The organism is Actinomycetospora soli (genome assembly GCF_021026295.1).
Classification (GTDB): domain Bacteria; phylum Actinomycetota; class Actinomycetes; order Mycobacteriales; family Pseudonocardiaceae; genus Actinomycetospora; species Actinomycetospora soli.
On sequence record NZ_JAJNDA010000027.1, the window covers coordinates 12,847 to 37,804 of the forward strand.

Sequence of the window (24,958 nt, forward strand, 5' to 3'; positions counted from 1 at the left end):
GTCAGCGGGCGTTCTCCCCGAGGCCGTCGCGCAGCTGCATGAGCGTGCGGGCCAGCAGCCGGGACACGTGCATCTGCGAGATCCCGACCTCGGCCGCGATCTGCGACTGCGTCATGTTCTTGAAGAACCGCAGCATGATGATCGTGCGTTCGCGCTGGGGGAGCGCGGCCAGCAGCGGTGCGAGCGACTGCTGGTACTCGACCTTCTCCAGCGCCGCGTCGGCCTCGCCGAGCAGGTCGGAGACGGTGCCGGAGTCGGGGTCGTCGACGAGCATCTCGTCCAGCGAGCCCGACCGGTAGGCGTTGGACGCCTCGAGCGCCTCGAGCACGTCCTCCTTGGGGAGGCTGAGGTGCTCGGCGAGCTCCGCGGCCGTCGGCGCCCGGCCGAGGGACTGCGACATCTGGCCCATGGCCGCGGACAGCGTGACGTTCAGGTCCTTGAGCCGGCGCGGCACGCGCATCGACCAGGCCTGGTCGCGGAAGTGCCGCCGGACCTCGCCGGTGATCGTCGGGACCGCGTAGGAGAGGAAGTCGGTGCCGCGCTCCGGGTCGTACCGGTCGACGGCGTTGATCAGCCCGAGCGTGGCGACCTGCTCGAGGTCCTCCTCGGGCTCGCCACGCCGCGAGAAGCGTCGCGCGATGTGCTGGGCGACCGGGAGGTGGCCGCGCACCAGTTCGTCGCGCAGCCGCAGGCGCTCCGGCGAGCCGGGCTCCAGGGCCGCGTGCTCGGCGAGCTTGGGCATCAGGTGGTCGTACTCGCCGCGGGAGCCCTTGCGCTCCCGGCGCTCCGGCCGGGCGGGCTCGGCCGCGGTCGTCCCGCTCGCCGTCGTGCCGGTGTCGCTGGCCGTCACGAAAGCACGGTCCCGAGGCTCGGCACCGCGAAGCGCAGGGTGAGGCGGAACGGGTTGCCGTCCCGCTCACCGGTCGCCGAGAGCATGCGGACGTCGTGGGCCAGCGTCGTGAGCACGCGCCAGCCGAAGGAGTCGGTCGGCAGCCGCTCCGGGCCGAACGTCGAGACCGAGGCGGTCACCGTGATGCGCTCCTCGTCGAGGATGAACGTGCAGGTCAACTTCGTGTCCGGACGGGCCAGCGAGACGAGGCTGGAACAGGCCTCGTCGACCGCCATCCGGAGGTCCGCCACAGCATCGAGCGTGAACTCGGCGCGCGCAGCCAGATCGGCCGCGACCGTGCGCATCGTCACCACCGCCCGGGGGACGGCCGGGACGCGGACCTCGACGTCCTCGGGGGGCTCGTCCCCGTCGGGCGGATTCGGATCGGGCCGCGCCACGAGCACCTCCTCGTCTCGAACACCTCGTGGTCCCCGGTGCTCCACGGGGGCCCGGCGAGGACGTTCGTCCCCGCGGCGCGAGCGGTGCTCCGCGCCGTTCCCGGTCGCGGGTCGTGTACCCGGGGCCTCCTCCCACAAACCGGGCGACGCCGTGCACGCTCGTGTCGGGCGTGGTCTGCTCCCCGCCGTGCGGGAGCCCGTGACCATCCCGAGGGCCGTCCTCTTCGACCGCGACGGCACCCTCGTCCACGACGTGCCCTACAACGGCGACCCCGACCTCGTCGCCCCGGTCGACACCGCCCGCCCCGCCCTCGAGCGCCTGCGGGCGGCCGGTCTGGGCACGGGCGTCGTCAGCAACCAGTCCGGGATCGCCCGCGGCGTGCTCACCCCCGCGCAGGTCGAGGCCGTCAACGCCCGGCTGGACGCGCTCGTGGGGCCGATCGGGGTCTGGGCCTGGTGCCCGCACGGTCCCGACGACGGGTGCGCCTGCCGCAAGCCCGCCCCGGGCCTCGTCCTCGACGCCGCCCGGCGGCTCGGGGTCGCGCCCGACGAGGTGGCCGTCATCGGGGACATCGGTGCCGACGTCGGCGCCGCGGCCGCCGCCGGCGCGCGGTCGGTGCTGGTCCCGACGCCGGTCACGCGCCGCGCGGAGATCGAGGCCGCCCCGCTCGTGGCCCGCGACCTGCTGCACGCCCTCGACCTGCTGGGCTGTCCCTGATGCGGGTGCTCGCCGTCCGGCTCGACTCCGACGGCGACGTCCTGCTCTCCGGCCCCGCCGTCCGGGCCGTCGCCGCCCGCGCGGACTCCGTCGTCGCCGTCGTCGGGCCCAAGGGCCGCCAGGCGGCGGCCCTGCTCCCCGGGGTCGACGAGGTCGTGGTGTGGCACTGCGGCTGGGTGGACGGTGACGCGCCGCCGGTGACGCCGGACTCGGTCGCGGAGACCGTCGAGCGGCTCGCGGCGCTGGGGGCGGACGAGGCCGTCGTGTTCACCTCCTTCCACCAGTCGCCGCTGCCGACCGCGCTCGTGCTCCGGATGGCGGGGGTCGGGCGCATCACCGCGGCCTCGGTCGACTTCCCGGGTGGCCTGCTCGACGTCCGGCTCCGGCCCGGCGACCCGGCCCTCGACCCGACCACCGATCTCGACGACGACCTCCCGGAGCCCGAGCGGGCGCTGGCGATCGCGGCGCGCGGGGGCTTCCCACGTCCCGACGAAGGGCGGCTCGCGGTCCACGCGCCCGGTCCGTCCCCCGTGACGGGCCGGTACGTCGTGCTCCACCCCGGCGCGTCCGTGCCCGCGCGCGCGTGGCCCGCCCACCGCTGCGCCGAGGCGGTCACCGCGCTGAGCGCCGCCGGGTGGCGGGTGGTGGTGACCGGCTCGCCGGCCGAGACGGCGCTCACGGCCGAGGTCGCGGGCACCGACGGGCTCGACCTCGGCGGCGCGACCTCGTTCACCCAGTTGGCGGCCGTGCTGCGCGACGCCGCGGCCGTCGTGGTCGGCAACACCGGACCCGCCCACCTCGCCGCCGCGGTCGGCACGCCCGTGGTGTCGCTGTTCGCCCCCGTCGTCCCGGCCGTGCGGTGGGCGCCGTACGGGGTGCCGCACGTCCTGTTGGGCGACCAGGAGGCGCCGTGTCGCGGCTCACGGGCCCGCATCTGCCCCGTCCCGGGCCACCCCTGCCTGACCTCGGTGGGCGCCGCTGACGTGGTGCGAGCGGTGTCGTCGCTGGTCAGCGGTAGTCGCCCTGCCGATCGTCACGGGGAGTAGTAGTTTCCGGCCAGGCGTTTACCACGTCGAAGCCGAAGGGATTCCTCGCCGGTGACCTCCACCCCGACCACGCGACCGTCGCTGACGGTGCTGCACTGGCACGTGCACGGCTCGTGGTCCACCGCCTTCGTCCAGGGACGGCACCGCTACCTGCTGCCGACCCTGCCCGAACGCGGCCCCTGGGGTGGAGGCCGTCCCGCCGCCTGGACCTGGCCCGATGCCGCCGAGGAGTGCTCGCCCGAGGATCTCGCCGCCCGCGCGGACGAGATCGACGTCGTGGTGCTGCAGCGCCCCGAGGAGATCGAGCTGGTCACGCGCTGGACCGGCCGGACGCCCGGCGTCGATCTCCCGGCGGTGTGGCTGGAGCACAACACCCCGCGCAGCGACGCGCCGGCGACCCGGCACCCGATTGCGGAGCGTGACGACATCCCGGTCGTCCACGTGACCCACTTCAACGCCCTCATGTGGGACTGCGGCCGCGCCCCGGTCCGCGTCGTCGAGCACGGCGTGCTCGACCCGGGCCACCGGTACACCGGCGAGCTCGACCGGGCCGCGGTCGTCGTGAACGAGCCGGTCCGCCGGCACCGCGTCACGGGCACCGACCTGCTGCCGGGCTTCGCCGACACGATCGGCCTGGACGTGTTCGGCATCGGGTCCGAGCGGCTGCCGGAGGCGGTCGACCACCCCGACGTGCGGGTCGTCGGCGACCTCCCGCAGCACCGGATGCACGCCGAGCTCGCGCTCCGTCGGGTGTACCTGCACCCGATCCGCTGGACCTCCCTCGGTCTCGCCCTGATCGAGGCGATGATGCTGGGGCTGCCCGTCGTCGGTCTCGCGACCGCCGAGGCCGCCGTGTCCGTCCCGTCCGACGCCGGTGTCGTGGCGACCGACCTCTCCGTCCTGCATGACGCCCTGCGCACCTACCGCGCCGACCCCGATCTCGCCCGTGCCCACGGCACCCGCGCCCGGGAGATCGCGACCAGCCGGTTCGCCGTGAGCCGGTTCCTCCACGACTGGGACGACGTCCTCGCCGAGACCGTCGCGAGCCGTCCCGCCGCACCCGTCAGCGAACTCGACGCCGCGGTTCCGCTGTGACCTCCGGCCGGACCCCCGTCGGTCCGGCCCCCAACCCGCACGACCGTCACGCGATCGCCGACCTGAGCCCACGGTCGCCGGTCGATCCCCTCGCAACGTCGTGCGCTCCCGCGCGCCCACGTGCCCCGCCTACGAGGCGGCGCATCGGCGTGCGCCCGCGCACCCGGGAGGACACCGCCATGCGCATCGCCATGGTCTCCGAGCACGCGAGTCCGCTCGCCGTGCGCTCCGACGGGGCCGGCCACGGCCGACTCGGCAGCGTCGACGCCGGCGGGCAGAACGTCCACGTCCACGCCCTCGCCGAGGCCCTCGCGCTCGTCGGCCACGAGGTCGTCGTGCACACCCGACGGACCGACCCCCACACCCCGGACCAGGTGCGCCTGGCGTCCGGCGTGGTGGTCGACCACGTGCCGGCCGGTCCGGCCGTCGAGCTGGCCAAGGACGACCTGCTCGAGCACATGGGCGCGTTCGCGGCGGTCCTGCGCGACCGCTGGGCGCTCGCCCGGCCCGACGTCGCGCACGCGCACTTCTGGATGTCCGGCCTGGCCGCGCTCGACGCGGGACGCGCCCTCGGAGTGCCGGTGGTGCAGACCTTCCACGCGCTCGGGTCGGTCAAGCGGCGCCACCAGGGCGCCGCCGACACCAGCCCGCCCTCGCGCGTCGCGCTCGAGTCCGACCTCGGCGCCCAGGTCGACCGCGTGGTCGCCACCTGCGCCGACGAGGTCCGCGAGCTGATGGCGCTCGGCGTGCCGACCACGAACGTCGACGTCGTCCCCTGCGGGGTCGACGTCCACCGCTTCGGTCCCGACGACCGCCCGCGGCGCCCGGGCCCGCCGCGCGTGCTCACCGTCTCCCGCCTGGTGCCCCGCAAGGGCGTCGACACCGCGATCCGCGCCCTGGCCCGGATCCCGGGCGACGCCGAGCTCGTCGTCGCCGGCGGCCCCGCGGGGCCGCAGCTCGCGGGCGACCCGGAGGTCGTGCGGCTGCAGACGCTCGCCGCGACCGAGGGCGTCGCCGACCGCGTCCACCTCGTCGGCGCCGTCGACCCCGCCGCCGTCCCCGAGCTGATGCGCGACGCCGACGTCGTCGTGCAGCTGCCCACCTACGAGCCGTTCGGCCTCGTGCCGCTCGAGGCCATGGCGGCCGGGCGTCCCGTGGTCGCCGCCGAGGTCGGCGGGTTGGCGGACACCGTCGTCGACGGCGTCACCGGCCTGCACGTCCCCACCGGCGACCCCGAGGCGGCCGCCCGCGCCCTCGGCTCCCTGCTCGCCGACCCCGCCGCCCGCGCCCGCCTCGGGCGCGCCGGCCGGGCCCGGGTGCTGGAGCACTACGCCTGGGACCGCGTGGCCGCCGCGACCGCCGACGTCTACCGCGACGTGCTCGACAGCCGCTCGCCGGTCGGACCCGTGGTCGCCGAGATGACGGGAGTGCACTCGTGAGCGCCGTCCCCGCCACCCCGCCCGTCCGCACCGACACCCGACCGGACCCGGAGCTCGTCGTCGGGAACCACCTCGACGGCCTCGCGGCGACCCTGACCGCGGTGCGCTCGCACGCCCCCGTCTTCGCGGCGTGGGGGACGGAGCTCGCGGCGCGGCTCTCGGCCGGGCGGCGGCTGCTCGCCGCCGGCAACGGGGGCAGCGCCGCGGAGGCCCAGCACCTGACGGCCGAGCTCGTCGGGCGTTACCGCGGCGAGCGCGAACCGCTCTCCGCGCTCGCGCTGCACGCCGACACCTCGACGATCACCGCGCTCGGCAACGACTACGGCTTCGTCGAGATCTACGCCCGCCAGGTGCGGGCGCACGGCCGGCCCGGCGACGTGCTGATCCTGCTCTCGACCAGCGGCAGCAGCGAGAACCTGCTCGCGGCCGCCGAGGTGGCCCGGGCGCTCGGCGTCACCGTCTGGTCGATCACCGGCCCGGCCCCGAACCCGCTGGCGCAGGCCAGCGACGAGGCCATCTGCCTGCCCGGCGTGACGCCGTCGGTGCAGGAGGCGCACCTCGTCGCCGTGCACCTGCTCTGCGAGATGGTCGACTCCGCGCTGGGGAGGTCGGTCGCATGAGCCTCCAGCCCCTGGTGGTGATCGGCGACGCCCTGCTCGACGTCGATGTCGACGGGTCCGCCGACCGCCTCTGCCCCGACGCGCCGGTGCCGGTCCTCGACGCCGACTCCGAACGCCCGCGCCCCGGCGGCGCCGCCCTCGCGGCGCTGCTCGCGGCCCTGTCGACCCCACGCCCGGTCCGACTCGTCGCCCCGCTCGGCGACGACGAGGACTCCGCGCGGCTGCGCGACCTCCTCGCCGGCACGGTCGAGGTGGTCGGGCTCCCGACGACGGGTGCGGTGCCGCGCAAGACGCGCATGCTCGCGGGCGACCGGCCGCTGCTCCGCCTCGACACGGGCGGTCTCGGCACCGGTCCGTGGGACCTCGGCCCGGTCGCCGACGCTCTGGCCGACGCGGGCGCGGTGCTCGTCGCCGACTACGGCCGCGGCGTGACCGCCGACCCCGCCCTGCGCGACCTGCTCACCGCGACCGCCCGGCGCCTGCCGCTCGTGTGGGACCCGCACCCCAGGGGCGCCGACCCGGTGCCCGGCGCGACGCTCGTCTCCCCGAACCTCGCCGAGGCGGGCGCCGCGGGTGCCGCCGACTGGCTGCCGGCCGCGTCGCGCGCGGCCGCCACGCTGCGGGAGCGGTGGGGCGTCGAGGCCGTCGTCGTCACGGCCGGCTCGCACGGTGCGCTGCTGCGCTCGGCGGCCGGGAACGCGGCCGTGCCCGCCACCGCCGTCACCGGCGGCGACCCGTGCGGCGCCGGCGACCGCTTCGCCGCCGCGGCCGCCCTGGCGCTGGCCGGCGGGGCAGCCCCGGACGAGGCCGTGTCGGCCGCGGTCGGTGCCGCCGGGGCGTTCGTCGCCGGCGGGGGAGCGGGCGCGGTCCGGCGCACCGCGGACGGGACGTGGTCCCACCCCGGCCTCCCGCGCGAGGGGAACCCTCGTGCCGCGAGAGCGCTCGAATCCTCCCCTCACGAGGAGTCGGCGAGCCCGTCCCGACCCGGCGACGCCGACGCGGCGGTCGCCCTGGCCGAGGCCACCCGCCGTCGGGGAGGCCGGGTCGTCGCCACCGGCGGCTGCTTCGACCTCCTGCACGCCGGGCACGCCCGCACCCTCGCGGCGGCCCGCGCCCTCGGCGACGTGCTCGTCGTCTGCCTGAACTCCGACGACTCGGTGCGGCGGCTCAAGGGGTCGCAGCGCCCGGTCGTCGGGCAAGCCGACCGTGCCGAACTGCTCGCGGCCCTGGGCTGCGTCGACGCCGTCGCGGTGTTCGACGAGGACGACCCCCAGGCCCTCATCGCCCGCCTGCGGCCCGACGTCTGGGTCAAGGGCGGCGACTACGCGGCGGACGACCTCCCCGAGGCGCCGCTGGTCCGTTCCTGGGGCGGCGAGGTCGTCGCCGTCCCGTACCACGCCGGGCGCTCGTCGACCCGGCTGCTCTCGGCACTGATCCCAGGAGGAACCGCATGACGAACCCCGGCACCGTCCTCATCACCGGCGGCTCGTCCGGCCTCGGCGCCGCCGTGGCCGAGGCCGTCGCGACCGCCGGTGGCACCCCCGTCGTCCTCGACCTCAAGGCCCCCGACGCCGGGTACGCCTTCGTCGAGGTCGACCTCGCCGACCCGCAGGCCGCCCAGACCGCCGTCGCCCGCGCGATCGACGAGCACGGCGCCCTCGACGGCGTCGTCACCGCGGCCGGCATCGACCGGTGCGGGCGCATCGTCGACGTCGAGTGGGCGGAGTGGGAGCGCGTCGTCGCGGTCAACCTGCTCGGCACCGCGGCCGTCGTCCGGGCGGCCCTGCCGTCGCTGGAGGAGCGCCACGGCACCCTCGTCACCATCTCCTCGACGCTCGGGGTCAAGGCCGTCTCCGACGCCAGCGCCTACTGCGCCTCGAAGTTCGGGGTCGTCGGCTTCACCCGGGCGATCGCCGCCGAGTGGGCGGGCAAGGTCGGCGTGACGCTGCTCGTGCCCGGCGGCATGTGGACCCACTTCTTCGACGACCGCCCCGAGCAGTACAAGCCCGGCCCGGACGCGCAGCTCAACGACCCGGCCCAGACGGCGGAGGCGGTGCTGTTCGCGCTGACCCGCCCCCCGGGCAGCGAGGTCCGCGAGCTGCTGGTGGCCGCGTCCGGGGAGTCGTCCTACCCGTGAGCCGACACCAGTCAGCCCCCGTCCACCGCCGCGCGGGCGCTCGCCACGTCGTCGTGCAGGTCGAGGACCTTGTCCAGACCGGTGATCCGCAGCGGGCGGCGCACCGTGCGGGCCCGCGAGGCGAGCACCAGCGGGACGCCGCGTCGACGCAGGTCCTCGGTCACCTCGAGGAGCAGCGTCATCCCGGCCGAGGCGAGCAGGTCCACCTGCTCCAGGTCGAGCACCACCGCGCGCGAACCGGCGGCGGCCTCGTCGACCCCGGCCCGCACCGCGGCCGTCGCGGCAGCGTCCACGTCACCGGCGATCGCGACCACGGCGACGCCGTCGCTCGCCTCGCGCAGGGCGACCTCGACGGTGCCCGGGTCGTGCACTCGGCCTCCTGTGGCACGGACGACTTCCGGGCAGCCGGGAACCGGCGGGTGACTCGCGAAGATCGTCGTCGGGTACCGGGGGCAGGCTGCTCGACCCCGCGGGTGCGGTGGCCGAAGACTAGCGAGGACTCCCGGTACCGGCCACGTGTCGAGGTCCCCGCCCCGTCCGAGTGGAGGGCCCCGTGTCGTTGACGCCACTCGACCGCGCCCCGCTGGCCGCGGACCTGCCCCGACGGCTGGCCGAGGCCGCCCCGCGCGTCGTCGTCGTCGGCGACGCGGTCCTCGACTGCTGGATGACCGGCCCCAGCCGCCGGCTCTCGCGGGAGGCCCCCGTCCCCGTCGTCGAGATCGACCGCACCCGCTGCGCGCCGGGCGGCGCCGCGAACACCGCGGTCAACCTGGCCGCCCTCGGCGCGCGCGTCGCACTGGTCTCGGTGGTCGGTGACGACGACGACGGGCGCACGGTGCGCGCGCTGCTCGCCGACGCCGGGGTGGACACCGCGGGCGTCGTCGTCGACCCCGGCCGGCCCACCGCGGCCAAGCGCCGGATCGTCGCGGACGACGCCATGGTCGCCCGCTACGACACGGTGCCGCCCGCCGACCCGGTCCCCGGGCTGACGGCGGCGCTCGACGCCGTGCTCCACGAGACGCCCGACGCGACCGTGGTCTGCGACTATGCCGCGGGCGCGCTCGACGACGACGCGGTGGCCGCGGTCGCGGCGCGCCGCGACCGGCTCGGCGTGCTCGTCGTGGACGCTCACGCGGTCGCGCGCTGGGAGCCGACCACACCCGACGTCGTGACCCCGAATGCGGGGGAGGTGGCCACCCTGCTCGGCCGCCCCCTGCGCGGCCCGGACCGGGCGGCGGCCGCCGAGGCCGCCGCCGGCGAGCTGCGACGGCGGTCCGGAGCGGCCGCCGTCGTGGCGACCCTCGACCGCGACGGCGCCGTCCTGCTCTCCGCCGAGCAGCCGGCGCACCGCACGTGGGCCCGGCCCGCACCGGAGAGCCGGACCTGCGGGGCCGGCGACTCCTTCACCGCGGCGCTCTCGCTGGCGCTCGCCGCCGGTACGCCCGCCCCGACCGCCGTCGAGCTGGCGCAGGCGGCGGCGGACGTCGTCGTCGGGCGCGCCCGGACCGCGGTGTGCTCGACCGCCGACCTCGTCGCGCGCGTCGGGGAGTCCGGCGGCTCGCTGTCGACCCCCGCCGAGCTCGAACGGCTCGTCGCCGAGCACCGCGCCGAGGGTCGGCGGATCGTGTTCACCAACGGCTGCTTCGACGTGGTCCACCGTGGCCACGTGGCCTACCTCAACCAGGCGAAACGGCTCGGCGACGTGCTCGTCGTCGCGCTCAACGCCGACGAGAGCGTCGCCCGGCTCAAAGGTCCGGAGCGGCCGGTGAACCCGCTCGCCGACCGGGCTGCGGTCGTCGGGGCGCTGTCCTGCGTCGACCACGTCGTCGGGTTCGGCGAGGACACCCCGGTCGCGCTGCTCGAGGCGCTGCGGCCCGACGTCTACGCCAAGGGCGGCGACTACACGCCGGACATGCTCCCGGAGACCCCGACGGTGCAGGCCTACGGCGGACGGGTCGCGATCCTGGACTACCTGCCGGACCGGTCGACCTCGCTCATCGTCGAACGGATCAAGGCCCGTGGCTGACTCGACGGTCGAGCTCCGCTCCGCTTCGTCTCCGGTCCTGGACGTCCTCATCCCGACGAAGGACCGCCCGACCGAGCTCGCGGCGACGCTGGCCGGGCTGGCCGCCCAGTCCGGGGTGTCGTTCCGGGTGATCGTCTCGGACCAGTCCGACGACGAGGCGTCCTTCGACACCCCGTCCGCGGCGACCCTCGTGCGGGCGCTGCGGTTCCGGGGCGTCGAGGTCGAGCTGCTGCGGCACCTGCCGCGCCGCGGGATCGCGGAGCAGCGATCCTTCCTGCTGTCGGCGTCCTCGGCGCCGGCGGTGCTCTTCCTCGACGACGACGTCTGGCTCGAGCCGGGCGTCCTCGCGCGGCTGTACACCGCGCTGCGGTCGCTCGGCTGCGGGATGGTCGCCGCGGCGATGCAGGGGCTCTCCCACCTCGACGACGACCGCCCCCACGAGCGCGCCACCTACGAGCCGTGGACGCCGGGCCCGGAGCGGATCGAGAAGGAGTCGGCCGCCTGGCAGCGCTGGCGGCTCGGCAACGCCGCGAACGGGATGCACCTGGCGTTCGCCGAGGGGCTGGACGCGCCCGGCGCGGCCGTGCCCGACCCGTCGTCGTGGTCGGCCTACCGCATCGCCTGGGCGGCGGGCTGCGTGCTGTTCGACCGCGCCGCCCTGCTCGACGCCGGGGGCTTCGACTTCTGGCGCGAGGTCCCCGAGGACGCGCACGGCGAGGACGTGCTCGTGCAGCAGCGCGTCATGGCCCGCTCCGGCGCGGCGGGGATCCTGCCGAGCGGCGCCTACCACCAGGAGTCGGCGACGACGTTGCCCGACCGGGGCTCGTCGGCGGTGGATCTGCTGCCGTTGTGAACCTCCTTCGTGACAGGAAAGCGTCGTTGCTGTCAGCCAGTGACAGCAACGACGCTTTCCTGCCCATAGAAGGGGAGGACTACCGACCCCGCAGCGCCTCCACCGTCGCCCGCACCCGCGGGTCGGCCAGCAGCTCGTCGAGCGCGAGGGGCAGCGGGATCCGCCAGTTCGGGTAGGCGTCCGTGGTGCCGGGCAGGTTCGGCTGCCGGACCTCGTCGAGCACGTCGGTGAACGCGGCCAGCACGATCCGCGACCCGGCCCCGGCGAGCAGCCGGTGCATCGCGGCGACGACCGCCGCCTCGCTCCGGTCGTCCCCGAGCGCGCCCTGCGACACCAGCAGGTCGATCAGCTCCCCGCGCTCGCGCTCCGCCTGCTCGCGGGCGGCGTCGACGTCGGTGAGCAGCCCGGCCTCGTCGCGGATCCGGACGTGCTCGTCGCGCAGGAACCCGACCGCCGTCGGGAGGTCGTGCGTGGAGATCGTCCCGAGCGTCATCTCGTCCCACCGCGACGGCGGGAGCAGGTCGCCGTCGGCGTCGCGCTGGAACCACAGCACCGCGCAGCCGAGCATCCCGTGGTCGGCGAGCCCCTCGGTCACCTCGGGCTCGACCGTCCCCAGGTCCTCCCCGACGACGACCGCCCCGGCCCGCGAGGCCTCGATGGCGAGCACCGCGAGCATGGCCGCGGCGTCGTAGTGCACGTAGGTGCCCTCGGTGGCGGGCCGGCCCGGCGGGATCCACCAGAGCCGCCACAGCCCGGCGACGTGGTCGATCCGGACGCCGTCGGCGTGGCGCAGGACGGCGGCGAGCATGTCGCGCAGCGGCGCGTAGCCCGCCTCGGCGAGCCGGTCGGGGCGCCACGGCGGCAGTGACCAGTCCTGGCCGCGCTGGTTGAAGTCGTCCGGCGGGGCACCGACGTGCACGCCGGGCGCCAGGAAGGACTGCAGGGCCCAGGCGTCGGCGCCGTCGGGCGCGCAGCCGACGGCGAGGTCGGCGATCAGGCCGACCGGCATGCCGAACGTCGCCGCGTGCGCCTCGGCGAGCTGGTGGTCGAGCAGGTACTGGCACCAGCCGTGGAAGGAGATGCGGTCGGCGAGCTCGTCGCGGGCCGCCTCGATGCCCGGCCCGTCGGGGGAGCGGACGTCCTCCGGCCAGCTCCGCCACTCCGGGCCGTGGCGCTCGGCCAGCGCGTACCAGGTGGCCACGTCCCGCAGCGCCGGCGGCAGTGCCGCGACGACGGCGCGGTGCTCGGCGGCGAGCGCGGCGTCCGGGTCGTCGGCGTCGGCGGGCTCCACGTACGCCCCCGGCACCGGCGGCACCTCGTGCTCGATCCCCGGCGTCGCGCCGACCGACCCGGCGAACGGCCGGAGCAGGGCGAGCGCGGCACGCTTGGCGGCCCACACCGCGTCGTAGTCGATGAGGTCGGTCGGGTCGGTGTCGCGGGAGAGGTCGCGGTCGGGTGCCAGCCGGTCGACCGCGAACCGCACGTGCGCCGGCGCGGCCCGGTAGGCCGGGGTCGCGCTGATCCGCAGCGACACCGGGTGCAGGAACCGGCGCGACGACGGCGAGTACGGCGACGACTCGACCGTCGGCTCGAGCCGCAGCGCGTGCAGCGGGTTGCACAGCACCGCGCCCGCGCCCTGCCCGGCGGCCGCGGAGAGCAGGTCGCGCAGGTCGACGAGGTCCCCGCAGCCCCACGAGCCGGGGGAGTGCAGGGAGTACAGCTGCACCATCCAGCCCCACGTCCGCGGCACCTCGGCCAGGCGCGCCGGCGGCACGAGCACCGCGGCCGCCTCGTGCCCGCAGACCACGCGGTGGTACCCGACGGGCAGGTCGACGAGCGTCGACACCCGGCTCGTGGTCCCGTCCTCGAGGGTCAGTTCCCCGGGCTCGGGCAGCTCCACGGGCGCGTTCCCGACGACGAGCGTGGGCGGCAGGGCGCCCTGGCGCCGGTTCGCCAGCGCGGCGGCGATCGCCTCGGGCCCGGACGCGTCCACGTCGAGCGCGGCGAGCACGTCGACCACCACGTCGGCCTCGACGTCGACGTCGCGGTCGTCCGCGTCGCGGTAGCGGGTGGCGACGCCGTACGCGGCGGCGAGGTCGGCCAGATCAGCACTGACGCCGGGCACCGGGCTCCTCTCGGGGGGACTCGCGGACGAGGTTCCCAGTCCTACCCGTTGCCCGCCGTGAGGACCCGCCGATCTGCACCTCCCGGTGCAAGCAATGCGTCACTGCATGCACCCGGTGACAGCGAAGGCGGCACCGTCGTCAGGTGATCGACGATGCCGCCTCTCCTGGCGTCCGGTGCACGCAGCGACGCATTGCTTGCACCCGGGAGGGTGCTCCGCTCAGCTCGTCCGCGGGTGCGGCACGCGGGACGTGAGCGGACGCCGGTTCGCGACGAGCCGGTCGGCGACGTCGGAGGCCGACGTCCGGGGCCGGCGCACGGTGGCGAGCGCCTCGATCTGCGGGCGGGTCAGGGCCACCAGCCCGTCGAGGGCGGAGCCCACCTCGGCCGCGGACCACTCGCGCTCGAGGAGGAGGTGGACCAGGGCGAGCGCGGAGCCACGGTCACGACGCGCGCGGGTCACCAGGGCGCCGAGGTCGGCGGGGAGCACGCGGGTGGGGTCGGGGAGGACCGCGAGGTCGGTCGGATCGGGGACGACGGCGGGGAGGCTGGGGTGATCGGCGGACGGCCGGGTCGAGATGGGGTCGAGGAGCACGAGCACCTTCCGTTCGGGGGCAGGGATGTCAGTACTAACAGAATCGGCACCCTGTGTGACAGGCAAACGCCTGCACGGTCACACGGAGGTCAACAGTCCCCGCTCCCGGAGGACGGGGATCGACAACGTCCGGTAACCGGCGTCGTCGAACAGCACGACCACGGTGTCGTCGCCGACCGTCTGCACGACCCCGCGGCCCCACTCGTCGTGGGTCACGGACTCACCGGGCACCGGCTCACCGTGGGACGCGCCGGAGCGCTCCCCGGGGTCGCCGACGTCGCCGCTGTCACAGTGGTCGCAGTTGCCGCACGGCTCGTCGCGGGGCTCGCCGAGGACCTCCAGCAGGGTGCGTCGACGGCACCCGGAGCCCTCGGCGAAGCGCCGCACCAGCTCGACCTTCGACCGCTGCCGCTCCCGGCTGCGCGCCACCAGCTCGGCGGCCGCGCGGGCGACCTCGATCGCCGGGGCCCCGTTCAGCCCGGCGATCAGCCGCCGTCCCGGTGCCTGCACCACGCTGCCGCCGACGACGAGGGCCGGGATCGCGCGGGACAGCGCGGCCTTCGACAGTCCGGCGGCGTCGGCCAGCTCGGCCTGCGCCACCCCGTCGTCGTGCAGGCGGATGGCCTCCACCACCGTGGCGAGGGCCGCGGCCCGCGCGTCGCGCCCGGACGCGAACAGCTTCGGGCGGGCGAGGTCCTGGGGCCGGTGGAAGAGCACCGCCGAGGCGGTGCCGCCGTCGCGGCCCGCCCGTCCGATCTCCTGGTGGTAGGCGTCGATCGAGGTCGGGACGTCACCGTGGACGATCCACCGCACGTCCGGCTTGTCGATCCCCATGCCGAAGGCGCTGGTCGCCACGACCACCGAGAGCTCGTCGGCCATGAACGCGTCCTGGACCTCCTGACGCTCCTTCTTCCGCATCCCGCCGTGGTAGGCCCGCGCTGCGACACCCGCGTCCGTCAGCCGCTCGGCGAGGACCGAGGTGTGCCCGCGGGTGGTCACGTAGACGATGCCCGCGCCCTCGAGGGCGGTCACGGTCTCCACCACGTGCTCCCACTTCGCCTCCTCGGTGTGCACGAGCCGCACCGTGAGGTGCGTCCGCGGCCGGTCGACGTCGCGGACCACCACGCAGGCGTCGGGCACGGCGAGCAGGTCGAGGATCTCCTCGCGGGCCGGGAGCGACGCCGTGGCGGTGAGGGCCAGCACCCGCGGCGACCCGAGGGCCCGCCCGGCCGCGGCGAGCGCGAGGTAGTCGGGCCGGAAGTCCGGGCCCCAGTCGCTGACGCAGTGCGCCTCGTCGACGACGAGCAGGGTCGGTTCCGCGAGCGCGAGCTGCTCGAGGACGTCGGGCCGGGCGAGCTGCTCGGGGGAGGTCACGACGACGGCGAGCTCGCCCGCGGCGAAGGCGGACAGCGCGTCCCGGCCGGACTCGGAGTTGAGCGCGGCCGCGGCGACCCCGGCGTCGGTGAGGTGCGCGACCTGGTCGCGGTGCAGCGACAGGGTCGGCGACACCACGACGGTGCGCCCGCCCAGCAGGTCCCCCGCGATCGCGTAGATGGCGGTCTTGCCCGCGGCGGGCGGCAGCACCGCGAGGGTGTCGGTGGCGAGCGCCGCGAGGATCGCGTCGCGCTGGCCGTCGGTGAGTTCGGCGTCGTCGCCGAGGTAGCGGACGGCGGCGGCGTCGAGGCCCGCGGCGTCGACGTCGACGGGGCCGCACGGGCCGGTGAGCGAGGAGGTCTGAGGAGCGCGGACCGCTGTCACGGCGCGGGGATGGGCCGGCGCCCGACGCCGGAAACGCCCGGTTGCGCCCGTCCTACCAGCGGGTACGCCGGAGCGGTGACGCTGACGAGGGTCGACCCCCATGGGCCCGGACTCGGTCGCCGCCGCCGGGGGAAGGGCTTCAGCTACTTCGATCTCACCTCCGGTGAGGCGGTCTCCGACGCGGGGACGCTGGACCGCATCACGGCGCTGGTCATCCCACCCGCCTGGCGCGACGTGTGGATCTCCCCGCGGGCCGACGGACACATCCAGGCCGTCGGCACCGACGCGGCGGGACGTCGTCAGTACCGCTACCACGCGGAGTGGACCGAGCAGCAGTCCCGCGAGAAGTTCGAGCGGGTCGCGCGGCTCGGGGCCCACCTGCCCGACGTCCGGAAGCATCTCCTCGAGCGCCTGGAGTCCGACGGCCTCGGCCGGGACCGGGTGATGGCCGGCGCGGTGTGGCTGCTCGACCTCGGGGTGTTCCGCGTCGGCGGCGAGGAGTACGCCGAGGGGGACAAGTACTCCGAGGCGTCCTTCGGCCTGGCGACGCTGCGCCGCGAGCACGCGAGCGCGCGCAAGGACGGCACGGTGCAGTTCCGCTACGTCGCGAAGGCCGGGGTGCCGCGCACCCTGACGATCGCGGACCCCGCCACGCACCGCCTCGTCACCTCGCTCAAGCGCCGCCGCGGGGGAGGGGACGACCTGCTCGCCTGGTCGGCGACGCGGCAGCGCAAGCGGGTGTGGCACGACGTCACCGCCGACGACGTCAACGACGCCGTGCACGAGCTGGTCGGCGACGAGTTCACCGCGAAGGACCTGCGCACGTGGAACGCCGGGGTGGTCGCCGCCGTCGCGCTCGCCACCCAGGTCGGGGCGGACGGCGCCCCGCCGACCGCGGAGCGCAAGCGCAAGGCCGCGGTCACGCACACCATGAAGACCGTCGCCGCCCAGCTCGGCAACACCCCGGCGGTCTGCAAGCGGTCCTACGTCGACCCGGTCCTCGTTGAGCACTTCGAGGCCGGCCGCACCGTGCTCGACGCGGTGCGCGAGGCCGACCCGTCCGACCTCGCCATGCGCGAGCAGGTCGAGGCGGCGGTGCTCGAGCTCGTCACCGACCGGGACTGAGGGGGCGCTCAGGCCCCGACCGACTCCGGGGTCATCTCCGCCCAGATCGTGGTGCCGTCGGGATGGCGCTGCAGGCCCCACTCCCGCGAGACCGCGGCCACCATCGCCAGGCCCCGTCCGCGGGGCGAGGAGGTCGGCGGGGCGATCCAGGTGTCGGCCTCGGGGATGCGGAAGCCGACGCCGTAGTCGCGCACCGTCATGCGCAGGGTCGTGCCCCGCCCCTCCACCTCGACGACGGAGGCGCTGCTGGCGTGCTCGACGGAGTTCGTCACGAGCTCGGTCACGACGATCTCCGCGGCCTCGCGCACCGAGTCCGACACGCTCCAGCGCCGGCAGGTGTCCCGCACGTGGCCGCGCGCCCGGCCGGGGGCGTGGGCGTCGACGGCGAAGCGCCACCACTCCCGCAGCACCGACGGCCGGTCGTCGAGGTGCGCCAGCGCCTCCGCGACGGCGTCGAACACCGGGAAGCGCCGGACGACGCCGGATCCGGTCAGGAGGGCGGCCAGCGCCGGTTCGGGCGCGACGAGGACGAGGCACGCGGTGGGCCACCCGCGGGTGCGGGCCAGGGCCTCCGTGAAGGCGTGCACCACCGACGCGTGCTGCGGTCGCAGCTCCGAGCACTCCAGGACCACCCGGTGGTGCTCCACGAGCAGGTCGGCGAGGTCGCGCACGAACTGCTCACGGCCGGCGCGGTCCAGGTCCCCCCGGACCGTCACCACCACCGCGCCGCCCGAGGGGGCGTCGCGGGTCTCCCACGCCAGCTGCTGCACGATTCACCTCGCGGCCGTGATACCCCGGCTCGACCCGGGGCAAGCGCCGCCACCCACGACGATGCGGGCACGATCGGGACTCCGGCGGCCGGAGCGCGCGGGGCCGGGCGGCACGCCATGATGGACGCCGTGAGCACCGAAGCCGGCGAGGGCGCCGAGGGCGCCGAGGACCGTCCCGCCAACCCGTCCGCCCTGGCCGCCGCGGCCGCCAGCGGAGCAGGCGACGGGGCGGGGACCGCGGAGCTGGTGGAGTCGCCCGGCGCGGTCATGCGCGTGGCCGGCATGGTCGGCAAGCTCATCGAGGAGGTGCGCTCGGCGCCGCTGGACGAGGCCGGTCGGGCGCGGCTCGCGGACATCCACGCGCGGTCGATCCAGGAGCTCGGCCAGGGTCTGGCCCCGGAGCTGCGCGACGAGCTGGCGCGGATCTCGCTGCCGCTCGGGACGGACGAGGTGCCGTCGCAGGCGGAGCTGCGGATCGCACAGGCGCAGCTGCTGGGGTGGCTCGAGGGGCTCTTCCACGGCATCCAGAGCGCCGTGCTGGCCCAGCAGATGGCCGCCCGGGGTCAGCTCGAGCAGATGCGGCAGGGACGTCCCGGTCGGACGGGGACCGCGTTGCCCGGCGGATCGGCGCCCGCCGAGGGCGGCCAGTTCGGCGGTCAGTACCTCTGAACCCCTGACCGCCGGGGGACCGCAGGGTCGGACGGGCTCGATCAGCCCTCGAGCACGACCTCACCGGCGGCGGCGCCGGCGCGCGGGCGACGCAGCGCGGAGCGGCGCTCGTCCTCGGTGAGACCGCCCCAGACCCCGTAGGGCTCGCGGGTGGCCAGCGCGTGGCGGCGGCAGGGGTCGAGCACCGGGCAGCTCATGCAGACCTTCTTGGCCTGGCTGGCCCGCTGCTCGCGGCGCGGCCCGCGCTCGCCGTCGGGGTGGAAGAAGAAGCTCGAGTCCATGCCGCGGCACGACCCGTGCAGCTGCCAGTCCCACTCGTCGATGATCGGGCCGGGCAGCAGACGCACATCAGCCACGGGAACCTCCAGGCCTTCCAACAGGGTCGGCGGTCGCGGGCGACCTGCCCGACGGGGGCGACGCGGGTATAACCGGGGGCTCGCGATCACAAACCAGATCGGGTCACCCGGTCGGACGCGTTCGCCGTCGCCGATGTGTCGTGCGTCCGGTCGCCACCGTGCGACCGTCCGACGACCCTGCGTCGCGAGTAGTGTCCGCGGCGGTGGGTATCGTGCGTGCCACCTGACCGTCCGTGATGACCGGACGGCACGGGACGCCATAGCAGGTCGAGGAGTCGGTGCATGACTGACAGCGCAGGGAATGGGGGGCGGGAAGCCGTGGCCACCGAGGAGGAGTTCTCCACCGAGGAGCCGATGGGCGTCGACGTCCGGCGGTCGGGGGAGACCTCGGTCATCCGCCTGACCGGCGAGATCGACATGCTCACCACGCCGGCGCTGCGGGCGAAGGTGACCGAGGAGCTGGCCGCCGGGCTGTCGGTCCTCGTGCTCGACATGCTCGCCGTCGAGTTCCTGGGCTCCAGCGGGCTCGCGCTGCTGGTCGAGGCCCTCGACGAGTCGCGCAACCGCGGGGTCGCCCTGCGCCTGGTCGCCGACAGCCGTCCCGTGAGCCGTCCGCTGCAGGCCACCGGGCTGACGGATCTGTTCGAGATCCACACGACCGTCGAGGACGCCCTCGCGGCCTGACCGCCCGGCGCACGACGCGGCTCGACCCACGTCGCGCCGCGCCCTCGTCGACGACGTCGACACGCGCGGCGAGAACCGATGGTGACCAGCGGCGTCTGCGCCGATACGGTGACGCGGCGGGGTGGTCCCCGTCGCCAGACCCGGACGCCCGACGGGCGTCCCCCGACCCGCGAAACGGAGACCAGCAGTCGTGCAGATGCCCGATCCGCAGCAGCGCGTTCCCGAGGTTCCCGCCGCGGGCGTGGCGACCGAGGTCGACGGCCTGCCCGACGTGACGAACCTGGCGGAGGTCCCGAGCCCCGTCGAGGTGCGGGTCCACGCCGACCCGGCGCTGATCCCCTCCGTGCGTGCGGTGGCGGCCGACCTCGCGGCCCGGGCGGACTTCGACCTGGACGCGGTGTCCGACCTGCGCATGGCCGTCGACGAGGCGTGCTCGGCCCTGGTGCCGCTCGCCAGTGACGGCGGGCAGCTGCGCTGCGGCTTCACGGTCATCGACGGCCGGGTCGCGGTCGTCGCGCGCGTGCCCGTGGACCGCCCGACGACGCTGCGGCAGGACACCTTCGGCTGGCGGGTGCTCGACACGCTGACCGACGTCGCCGAGGTGCTCGACGGCGACCCGGCGTGGATCGGCATCCGACTGCTCAAGGACCGGACGACGACGTGAGCGTCCCCGCCGAGCAGGAGAAGCGGGACGACTCCTATTCCCATCTCGCACCCCTGCTCGCGGAGCACGCCTCGCTCCCGCCCGGTGACGGGCGCCGCGAGGCGCTGCGGGACCGCCTGGTCCAGGGCTACCTGCCGCTCGCACGGCACATCGCGCGCCGCTTCGCGCAGCGCGGCGAACCGCAGGAGGACCTCGAGCAGGTCGCGACGGTCGGCCTGATCCACGCGGTCGACCGGTTCTCTCCGGAGCGCGGCTCGGACTTCCTCTCCTACGCGGTGCCCACCATCACCGGGGAGGTCCGCCGCTACTTCCGCGACAAGGCGTGGTCGACCCGCGTCCCGCGGCGGCTCAAGGATCTGCGTCTCGCCATCGGCTCGGCGATGCCCGCGCTCTCCCAGGAGCTCGGCCGCGCCCCGACGGCGGGCGAGCTCGCCGAGCGGCTCTCGAAGCCGCGCGAGGAGATCCTCGAGGCGCTCGAGGCGGCCAACGCCTACCGCTCCAGCTCGCTCGACGACATGCTCGTCGACGACCCGTCGTCCGGCCGGCTCGCCGACGTCCTCGGCACCGACGACGACGAGCTGACCCAGGTCGAGCACCGGGAGACCGTGCAGCCCGCGCTGCGCCGGCTGCCGGAGCGCGAACGCACGATCGTCATGCTGCGCTTCTTCGGTGGCATGACCCAGACGCAGATCGCCGAGCGCGTCGGCGTCTCACAGATGCACGTCTCACGCCTGCTCACCCGCACCCTCGCCGCGCTGCGTCAGGACCTGTCCGAGGGCAGCTGACGCACCGCGTGCCCGTCCCCCTCGGGGCGGGTCCGCCCGGTGCGGCCGAGCAGTTCGAGCAGCGGCACGGCCACCCGGCGGGTCGTGCCGAGGGCCTGGCGCGCGGCCGACACCGTGAACGGTTGCTCGAGCGTCGCGAGCACCTCGACCGCGCGGTCCGGGGCGTCGGGCCGCAGGTAGATGCCGTCGGCGACACGCAGCAGCTCACCGGCCTTCACCACGGCCCCCAGCTGACGGCCGCCCAGCCCGAGTTCGGCGAGCCGGTTCGCCTCCGGCGCCGCGAACGGCGCGTCGGCGAGGTCCGCCAGCACGGTCCCCACCGCCTCGCGCACCGCCGCGGGCAGTCCGCCGTCGCCCGCCCGCCGGATGCGTCCGCCCTCCTCGACGAGGTCCGGGCAGCGCGCGAGGACGAGCGCGACGAGCCGCTGCTCGGGCAGGTCCAGGCCGCGCTGCGCCGCCCGCGTCGGCAGGCCCGGCTCGAGCGGGTCGGCCGCGGCGTGCTCGGCGACGAGCTCGACGAGCCGCGCGGCCAGGTTCCCGAGGTGCTCCGGGTCCACGTACCAGCCCGCGGCGGAGGGTGTTCCCGACGGCGGGTCGGCGAGGCCGAGGCCCGCGAGGTCGGCCGCGCGGAGGACCCGTCGTCGGGAGAGCTCGACCGCGGTGTCGGGGGTGCCGTCGCTGACCGCGAGCTCGCCCGCGCGCGCCCGGGCCGCGCCGCGACGCCGCAGCTCCGGCGGGCGGACGTCGAGCACCGTGACGCCACCGAGCACGGCGTGGGCGCCGGGGTCGCGCAGCAGCGCCCGGTCCCCGGGCCGGAGGGGGAGCGGCTCGCGCAGGGTGAGCCGCACCGTCCGCGCGCCCGGTGCGGCGTCCGGCGCGTCCTCGCGGGAGAGCGGACGCACCCGTGCCGCGACCGCGGCCGACCCGACGTGCACCATCACCTGCGCGGGCAGCCGCCCGACGACCTCCGCGCCCCGCGGCGGGTGCACCCTCACGTCGACGATCCCCGCGTCGAGCCAGCGGCCCGGCGTCCGCAGCGTGTCGCCGCGCGAGACCTCCTCCAGCGGGACGCCCCGCAGGTTCACCGCGACGCGTGCGACCCCGGTCGCCGTCCCGACGGCCGCTCCCAGGGACTGCAGGCCCCGCACCGCCACCGTCCGGCCACCGAGCTCCAGCTCGTCGCCGACCGTGATCCGGCCGGCCCCGAGCGTGCCGGTGACCACCGTGCCCGCGCCGCGGATCGTGAACGCGCGGTCCACCCAGAGGCGCACGTCGGCGGTCGGGTCGGGGTCGGGCAGCCGCCCGGCGAGCGCGGTCAGCTCGGCGCGCAGGTCGTCCAGTCCCGCGCCGGTCGTCCCCGACACGCACACCGCGGGCAGCCGTCCCAGCGTCGACTCCGCGAGGTGCTCCAGGGCCTCGTCGCGCGCCAGCTCGGGCTCCATGAGGTCCGAGCGCGTCACCACCAGGACGCCGTCGTGCACGCCCAGCGCGTGCAGGGCGTCGAGGTGCTCGCCGGACTGCGGCATCCACCCGGCGTCCGCGGCGACGACGAACATCGTGGCGGGCACCGGCCCGACCCCGGCCAGCATCTGCGTCACGAACCGCTCGTGCCCCGGGACGTCGACGAACGCGAGGGTGTCGCCGCCCACGTCGGTCCAGGCGAAGCCCAGGTCGATCGTCATGCCGCGCCGCCGTTCCTCGGCCCAGCGGTCGGGCTCCATCCCGGTCAGGGCGCGGATCAGCGTCGACTTGCCGTGGTCCACGTGCCCGGCGGTCGCCAGGACCTTCACGACGACGCACCCTCCGGGTGCAAGCAATGCGTCACTGCGTGCGATGAGTGCCCGGAACGCCACTCCGTGACCGCCCGCACCGCCGCCACCAGCCGCGCGTCGTCGTCCGGGAGTACCGACCGCAGGTCGAGCAGGCAGCGGCCCTGCTCCACCCGCCCGACGACGGGGTCGTCCCCGGCCCGCAACGCCTCCGCGTACGCGACCGGCAGGGCCACCGCGGCACTGGGCAGGTCGACGCCCGGCGCGCCGCCCCCGCCGACCTGGGCGGCGCAGTCCACGACCTCCCCGCCCACGGCCGCCGCCACCGCCGCGGCCCGGTCGCGGAGCGCGGGGACGTCCGCCTCGAGCATCGCCCGCACCGGCGGCACGGGCCCGCGCAGCGTCGCCTCCAGCGCCGCGAGCGTCAGCTTGTCCACGCGCAGGGCGCGCGCGAGCGGGTGCCGCCGCAGCCGGTGCACCAGGTCGGCGTCGCCGAGGAGCAGCCCCGCCTGCGGCCCGCCGAGCAGCTTGTCCCCGCTCGCCGTCACCAACGGGACCCCCGCCCGCAGCTCGGTCGCCGCGTCCGGCTCGTCCGGGAGTACCGGGTGCGGCGCGAGCAGGCCCGACCCGATGTCGGCGACCACCGGCACGCCGAGCCCGGTCAGCTCCCCGGCGGGCACGCTGGACGTGAAGCCCTGCACCACGAAGTTCGACGGGTGCACCTTGAGGATCAACCCGGTGTCCGGACCGACCGCGGCCGCGTAGTCGTCGACCCGCACCCGGTTCGTCGTCCCGACCTCGCGCAGCCGCGCCCCGGTCGACTCCAGCAGCTCCGGCAGCCGGAAGCCGTCGCCGATCTCGACCATCTCGCCGCGCGCGATGACGATCTCCCGCTCGGCGGCGAGCGCGGTCGCCGCGAGGACCAGCGCCGCGGCGCCGTTGTTCACCACGTGCACGCCGCCCGCGTCGGGCACCGCGTCCGCGAGTGCCGCCATCGCGCCCGCGCCCCGCTTCCCGCGGCCTCCGGTCGCGAGGTCGAGCTCGACGTCGGTGGTGCCGGCCGCGGTCACCAGCGCCTCGCGGGCCGCGCCCGACAGCGGCGCCCGCCCGAGGTTGGTGTGCAGCACGACCCCGGTCGCGTTCAGCACCGGCCGCAGGCTCGCCGCACTGCGCGGCAGGTCCGCCACCACGGCGTCGACGACGTCGTCCGGCCCGATCTCCCCGGCGCGCGCCCGCTTCTGCGCGGCGAGCACGACGTCCTTCACCCGCGCCTTCCCGACGACCGCGACGGCCTGCGCCACCCGCGGGTCGGCGAGGACGGCGTCGGTGCGCGGGATCCGCCGTCGGGGATCGGTCGTCATGCCGTCCAGGATCCACCCACCGCCACGACCACCGAGCACACCACCCCGATCAGCACCGTCCCGACCGTCACCGTCGCCAGCACCCGCGTCGGGAACACCCGCCGCACCATGAGCAGCGACGGCAGGCTGATCGCCGGCAGCGTGACCAGCAGCGCCGCGGCGATCACCGGCGACACCCCCGCCGCCAGGAGCGCGGCGACGGCGGCGATCTCCGCGCCGGTCGGGATCGGCAGCAGCGTGCCGGCCACCGCGAGCAGCACGACGATCGCGACCACCACCGCCCCGTGCGTCCCGGCGAGCCCCGCGCCGACCGGGAACAGCACACCCCGGAGGGCGCCCAGGGCGACGACGAGCACCAGGTACTCGGGCAGCAGGCGCACGGACAGGCTCCCGAGCGCGGCGAGGAACCGGATCGGCAGCGGGCGTCCGTCGTCGCCCGAGTCCGTGGCGACGACGAGGCCGGTCGGGTCGGGCGCGTCGCCCGCCCGCCGGGCGGCGAGTGCCCCGACCGCGACGACGCCGAGCCCGGCCGCCAGCCGCAGCAGCGTCCACGGCCACGGCAGCACGAACGCGCAGAACACCAGCACGACCGGGTTCAACGCGGGGCTGGCCAGCCAGAACGCGAGGGCGGCCCGGACGTCGGCCGCCCGTTGCCGCAGCCCCACCGCCACCGGCGCCGAGCAGCAGCTGCACATCATCCCCGGCACGGCGAGCGCGCTCCCGACGACGCTGCCGCGCCGTCCGACCACCCGCGCCGTCCAGTCCGCCGGCAGCACGGTGCGGATCGCCGCCGCGAGGACGAGCCCGGTGACGAGCGCCGGCCAGATCGCGAGGAAGTAGGTCCCCGCGAACGCCAGGCCGGCCCGCAGCGACACCCCGTCCGCGGGCAGGATCGACGACCCGAGCGACCCGGACCCCGCCACCGACGGCACCTTCACCCAGTACGGCTGCCACTTGGCCCAGACCAGCAGCAGGACCGCCAGCAGCCCGACCCCGACGACCGGGATCCACGTGCGACGGGGAGCGGTCGGTGTCGTGGTCACGGCGACCGAGTCTGCGCGCCCGGTCGACGGTCCG

Annotated in this window: 25 protein-coding genes; 14 read left to right on the forward strand and 11 right to left on the reverse strand. The window is 76.1% G+C overall.

Features of this window, described 5'->3' with window-relative positions; all coding sequences use genetic code 11:
* Position 1: 1 nt before the first annotated feature.
* Positions 2–850, reverse strand: a complete 849-nt coding sequence (locus tag LN037_RS28185) for a SigB/SigF/SigG family RNA polymerase sigma factor (protein ID WP_372460547.1) — start codon at positions 848–850, stop codon at positions 2–4.
* Positions 847–1,287, reverse strand: a complete 441-nt coding sequence (locus LN037_RS28190; RefSeq protein ID WP_230759740.1) for an ATP-binding protein — start codon at positions 1,285–1,287, stop codon at positions 847–849. The genes LN037_RS28185 and LN037_RS28190 overlap by 4 nt, the downstream gene beginning before the upstream one ends.
* A gap of 199 nt (positions 1,288–1,486) precedes the next feature.
* Between LN037_RS28190 and LN037_RS28195 the strand changes: the two genes are divergently transcribed.
* From LN037_RS28195 to LN037_RS28225, 7 genes are all read left to right on the forward strand, one after another.
* The gene (locus LN037_RS28195) at positions 1,487–2,005 is read left to right on the forward strand and encodes a D-glycero-alpha-D-manno-heptose-1,7-bisphosphate 7-phosphatase (RefSeq protein ID WP_230759742.1); all 519 of its coding nucleotides are present in this window, start codon (positions 1,487–1,489) and stop codon (positions 2,003–2,005) included.
* On the forward strand, positions 2,005–3,051 hold the full coding sequence (locus tag LN037_RS28200) for a glycosyltransferase family 9 protein (RefSeq protein WP_230759744.1): 1,047 nt from the start codon (positions 2,005–2,007) through the stop codon (positions 3,049–3,051). Before LN037_RS28195 ends, LN037_RS28200 begins: the two co-directional genes overlap by 1 nt.
* Positions 3,052–3,102: 51 nt before the next feature.
* On the forward strand, positions 3,103–4,146 hold the full coding sequence (locus LN037_RS28205) for a glycosyltransferase (RefSeq protein ID WP_230759746.1): 1,044 nt from the start codon (positions 3,103–3,105) through the stop codon (positions 4,144–4,146).
* 179 nt (positions 4,147–4,325) lie between these two features.
* Positions 4,326–5,585: a glycosyltransferase gene (locus tag LN037_RS28210; RefSeq protein ID WP_230759748.1), complete on the forward strand. Its 1,260-nt coding sequence runs from the start codon at positions 4,326–4,328 to the stop codon at positions 5,583–5,585.
* Complete coding sequence (locus tag LN037_RS28215) at positions 5,582–6,205, forward strand: D-sedoheptulose-7-phosphate isomerase (RefSeq protein ID WP_372460549.1); 624 nt, start codon at positions 5,582–5,584, stop codon at positions 6,203–6,205. The genes LN037_RS28210 and LN037_RS28215 overlap by 4 nt, the downstream gene beginning before the upstream one ends.
* The gene (gene rfaE2 / locus LN037_RS28220) at positions 6,202–7,659 is read left to right on the forward strand and encodes a D-glycero-beta-D-manno-heptose 1-phosphate adenylyltransferase (protein ID WP_230759749.1); all 1,458 of its coding nucleotides are present in this window, start codon (positions 6,202–6,204) and stop codon (positions 7,657–7,659) included. The genes LN037_RS28215 and rfaE2 (LN037_RS28220) overlap by 4 nt, the downstream gene beginning before the upstream one ends.
* Positions 7,656–8,342 (forward strand): SDR family oxidoreductase, encoded by a 687-nt coding sequence (locus tag LN037_RS28225; RefSeq protein ID WP_230759751.1) that lies wholly within the window; start codon positions 7,656–7,658, stop codon positions 8,340–8,342. The genes rfaE2 (LN037_RS28220) and LN037_RS28225 overlap by 4 nt, the downstream gene beginning before the upstream one ends.
* A gap of 11 nt (positions 8,343–8,353) precedes the next feature.
* On the opposite strand, the gene LN037_RS28230 is transcribed toward LN037_RS28225, so the two are convergent.
* On the reverse strand, positions 8,354–8,713 hold the full coding sequence (locus LN037_RS28230) for an STAS domain-containing protein (protein WP_230759752.1): 360 nt from the start codon (positions 8,711–8,713) through the stop codon (positions 8,354–8,356).
* Positions 8,714–8,895: 182 nt separating this feature from the next.
* On the opposite strand from LN037_RS28230, the gene rfaE2 (LN037_RS28235) reads away from it, so the two are divergent.
* Both rfaE2 (LN037_RS28235) and LN037_RS28240 read left to right on the forward strand, forming a co-directional pair.
* On the forward strand, positions 8,896–10,368 hold the full coding sequence (gene rfaE2 / locus LN037_RS28235; RefSeq protein ID WP_230759754.1) for a D-glycero-beta-D-manno-heptose 1-phosphate adenylyltransferase: 1,473 nt from the start codon (positions 8,896–8,898) through the stop codon (positions 10,366–10,368).
* A complete protein-coding gene (locus LN037_RS28240; protein ID WP_230759756.1) occupies positions 10,361–11,221 on the forward strand; it encodes a glycosyltransferase family 2 protein in 861 nt (286 codons plus the stop codon). The genes rfaE2 (LN037_RS28235) and LN037_RS28240 overlap by 8 nt, the downstream gene beginning before the upstream one ends.
* Positions 11,222–11,300: 79 nt before the next feature.
* On the opposite strand, the gene malQ is transcribed toward LN037_RS28240, so the two are convergent.
* The 3 genes from malQ to LN037_RS28255 form a co-directional block, all read right to left on the reverse strand.
* The gene (gene malQ, locus LN037_RS28245; RefSeq protein ID WP_230759758.1) at positions 11,301–13,346 is read right to left on the reverse strand and encodes a 4-alpha-glucanotransferase; all 2,046 of its coding nucleotides are present in this window, start codon (positions 13,344–13,346) and stop codon (positions 11,301–11,303) included.
* Positions 13,347–13,565: 219 nt separating this feature from the next.
* The gene (locus tag LN037_RS28250) at positions 13,566–13,940 is read right to left on the reverse strand and encodes a hypothetical protein (protein WP_230759759.1); all 375 of its coding nucleotides are present in this window, start codon (positions 13,938–13,940) and stop codon (positions 13,566–13,568) included.
* A gap of 78 nt (positions 13,941–14,018) precedes the next feature.
* Positions 14,019–15,698 carry a RecQ family ATP-dependent DNA helicase gene (locus LN037_RS28255; protein WP_230759761.1) on the reverse strand — a complete coding sequence of 560 codons (1,680 nt, stop codon included), beginning with the start codon at positions 15,696–15,698 and terminating at the stop codon, positions 14,019–14,021.
* Between the two features lie 75 nt (positions 15,699–15,773).
* On the opposite strand from LN037_RS28255, the gene LN037_RS28260 reads away from it, so the two are divergent.
* On the forward strand, positions 15,774–16,823 hold the full coding sequence (locus LN037_RS28260; RefSeq protein WP_230759763.1) for a DNA topoisomerase IB: 1,050 nt from the start codon (positions 15,774–15,776) through the stop codon (positions 16,821–16,823).
* Positions 16,824–16,831: 8 nt separating this feature from the next.
* Here LN037_RS28260 and LN037_RS28265 read toward each other — a convergent pair whose 3' ends face one another.
* Positions 16,832–17,593: an ATP-binding protein gene (locus LN037_RS28265; protein WP_230759765.1), complete on the reverse strand. Its 762-nt coding sequence runs from the start codon at positions 17,591–17,593 to the stop codon at positions 16,832–16,834.
* Between the two features lie 117 nt (positions 17,594–17,710).
* Here LN037_RS28265 and LN037_RS28270 point away from each other — a divergent pair, with 117 nt between their 5' ends.
* A complete protein-coding gene (locus tag LN037_RS28270; protein ID WP_372460551.1) occupies positions 17,711–18,262 on the forward strand; it encodes a proteasome activator in 552 nt (183 codons plus the stop codon).
* Positions 18,263–18,303: 41 nt separating this feature from the next.
* Here LN037_RS28270 and LN037_RS28275 read toward each other — a convergent pair whose 3' ends face one another.
* The gene (locus tag LN037_RS28275; RefSeq protein ID WP_230759767.1) at positions 18,304–18,618 is read right to left on the reverse strand and encodes a WhiB family transcriptional regulator; all 315 of its coding nucleotides are present in this window, start codon (positions 18,616–18,618) and stop codon (positions 18,304–18,306) included.
* Positions 18,619–18,900: 282 nt separating this feature from the next.
* Between LN037_RS28275 and LN037_RS28280 the strand changes: the two genes are divergently transcribed.
* From LN037_RS28280 to LN037_RS28290, 3 genes are all read left to right on the forward strand, one after another.
* Positions 18,901–19,302, forward strand: coding sequence for an STAS domain-containing protein (locus LN037_RS28280; RefSeq protein ID WP_230759769.1), 402 nt, complete (start codon positions 18,901–18,903; stop codon positions 19,300–19,302).
* Positions 19,303–19,498: 196 nt separating this feature from the next.
* Positions 19,499–19,966, forward strand: coding sequence for an ATP-binding protein (locus LN037_RS28285; protein ID WP_230759804.1), 468 nt, complete (start codon positions 19,499–19,501; stop codon positions 19,964–19,966).
* Positions 19,963–20,751, forward strand: coding sequence for an RNA polymerase sigma factor SigF (locus LN037_RS28290; RefSeq protein ID WP_230759771.1), 789 nt, complete (start codon positions 19,963–19,965; stop codon positions 20,749–20,751). The genes LN037_RS28285 and LN037_RS28290 overlap by 4 nt, the downstream gene beginning before the upstream one ends.
* Here LN037_RS28290 and selB read toward each other — a convergent pair.
* The 3 genes from selB to LN037_RS28305 are packed head-to-tail and all read right to left on the reverse strand — an operon-like array spanning position 20,727 to position 24,924.
* The gene (gene selB, locus LN037_RS28295; RefSeq protein ID WP_230759772.1) at positions 20,727–22,541 is read right to left on the reverse strand and encodes a selenocysteine-specific translation elongation factor; all 1,815 of its coding nucleotides are present in this window, start codon (positions 22,539–22,541) and stop codon (positions 20,727–20,729) included. The two genes, LN037_RS28290 and selB, sit on opposite strands and share 25 nt — an antisense overlap.
* Complete coding sequence (selA, locus tag LN037_RS28300) at positions 22,538–23,881, reverse strand: L-seryl-tRNA(Sec) selenium transferase (RefSeq protein WP_230759774.1); 1,344 nt, start codon at positions 23,879–23,881, stop codon at positions 22,538–22,540. Before selA ends, selB begins: the two co-directional genes overlap by 4 nt.
* Positions 23,878–24,924: a permease gene (locus LN037_RS28305; RefSeq protein WP_230759776.1), complete on the reverse strand. Its 1,047-nt coding sequence runs from the start codon at positions 24,922–24,924 to the stop codon at positions 23,878–23,880. Before LN037_RS28305 ends, selA begins: the two co-directional genes overlap by 4 nt.
* Positions 24,925–24,958 lie beyond the last annotated feature (34 nt).

Coding starts and splice junctions, on each gene's coding strand:
- LN037_RS28200 (WP_230759744.1), top strand. CDS start 2,005: ATGCGGGTGCTCGCCGTCCGGCTCGACTCCGACGGCGACGTCCTGCTC.
- LN037_RS28210 (WP_230759748.1), top strand. CDS start 4,326: ATGCGCATCGCCATGGTCTCCGAGCACGCGAGTCCGCTCGCCGTGCGC.
- rfaE2 (WP_230759749.1), top strand. CDS start 6,202: ATGAGCCTCCAGCCCCTGGTGGTGATCGGCGACGCCCTGCTCGACGTC.
- LN037_RS28225 (WP_230759751.1), top strand. CDS start 7,656: ATGACGAACCCCGGCACCGTCCTCATCACCGGCGGCTCGTCCGGCCTC.
- LN037_RS28270 (WP_372460551.1), top strand. CDS start 17,711: ATGATGGACGCCGTGAGCACCGAAGCCGGCGAGGGCGCCGAGGGCGCC.
- LN037_RS28280 (WP_230759769.1), top strand. CDS start 18,901: ATGACTGACAGCGCAGGGAATGGGGGGCGGGAAGCCGTGGCCACCGAG.
- LN037_RS28285 (WP_230759804.1), top strand. CDS start 19,499: ATGCCCGATCCGCAGCAGCGCGTTCCCGAGGTTCCCGCCGCGGGCGTG.
- selA (WP_230759774.1), bottom strand. CDS start 23,881: ATGACGACCGATCCCCGACGGCGGATCCCGCGCACCGACGCCGTCCTC.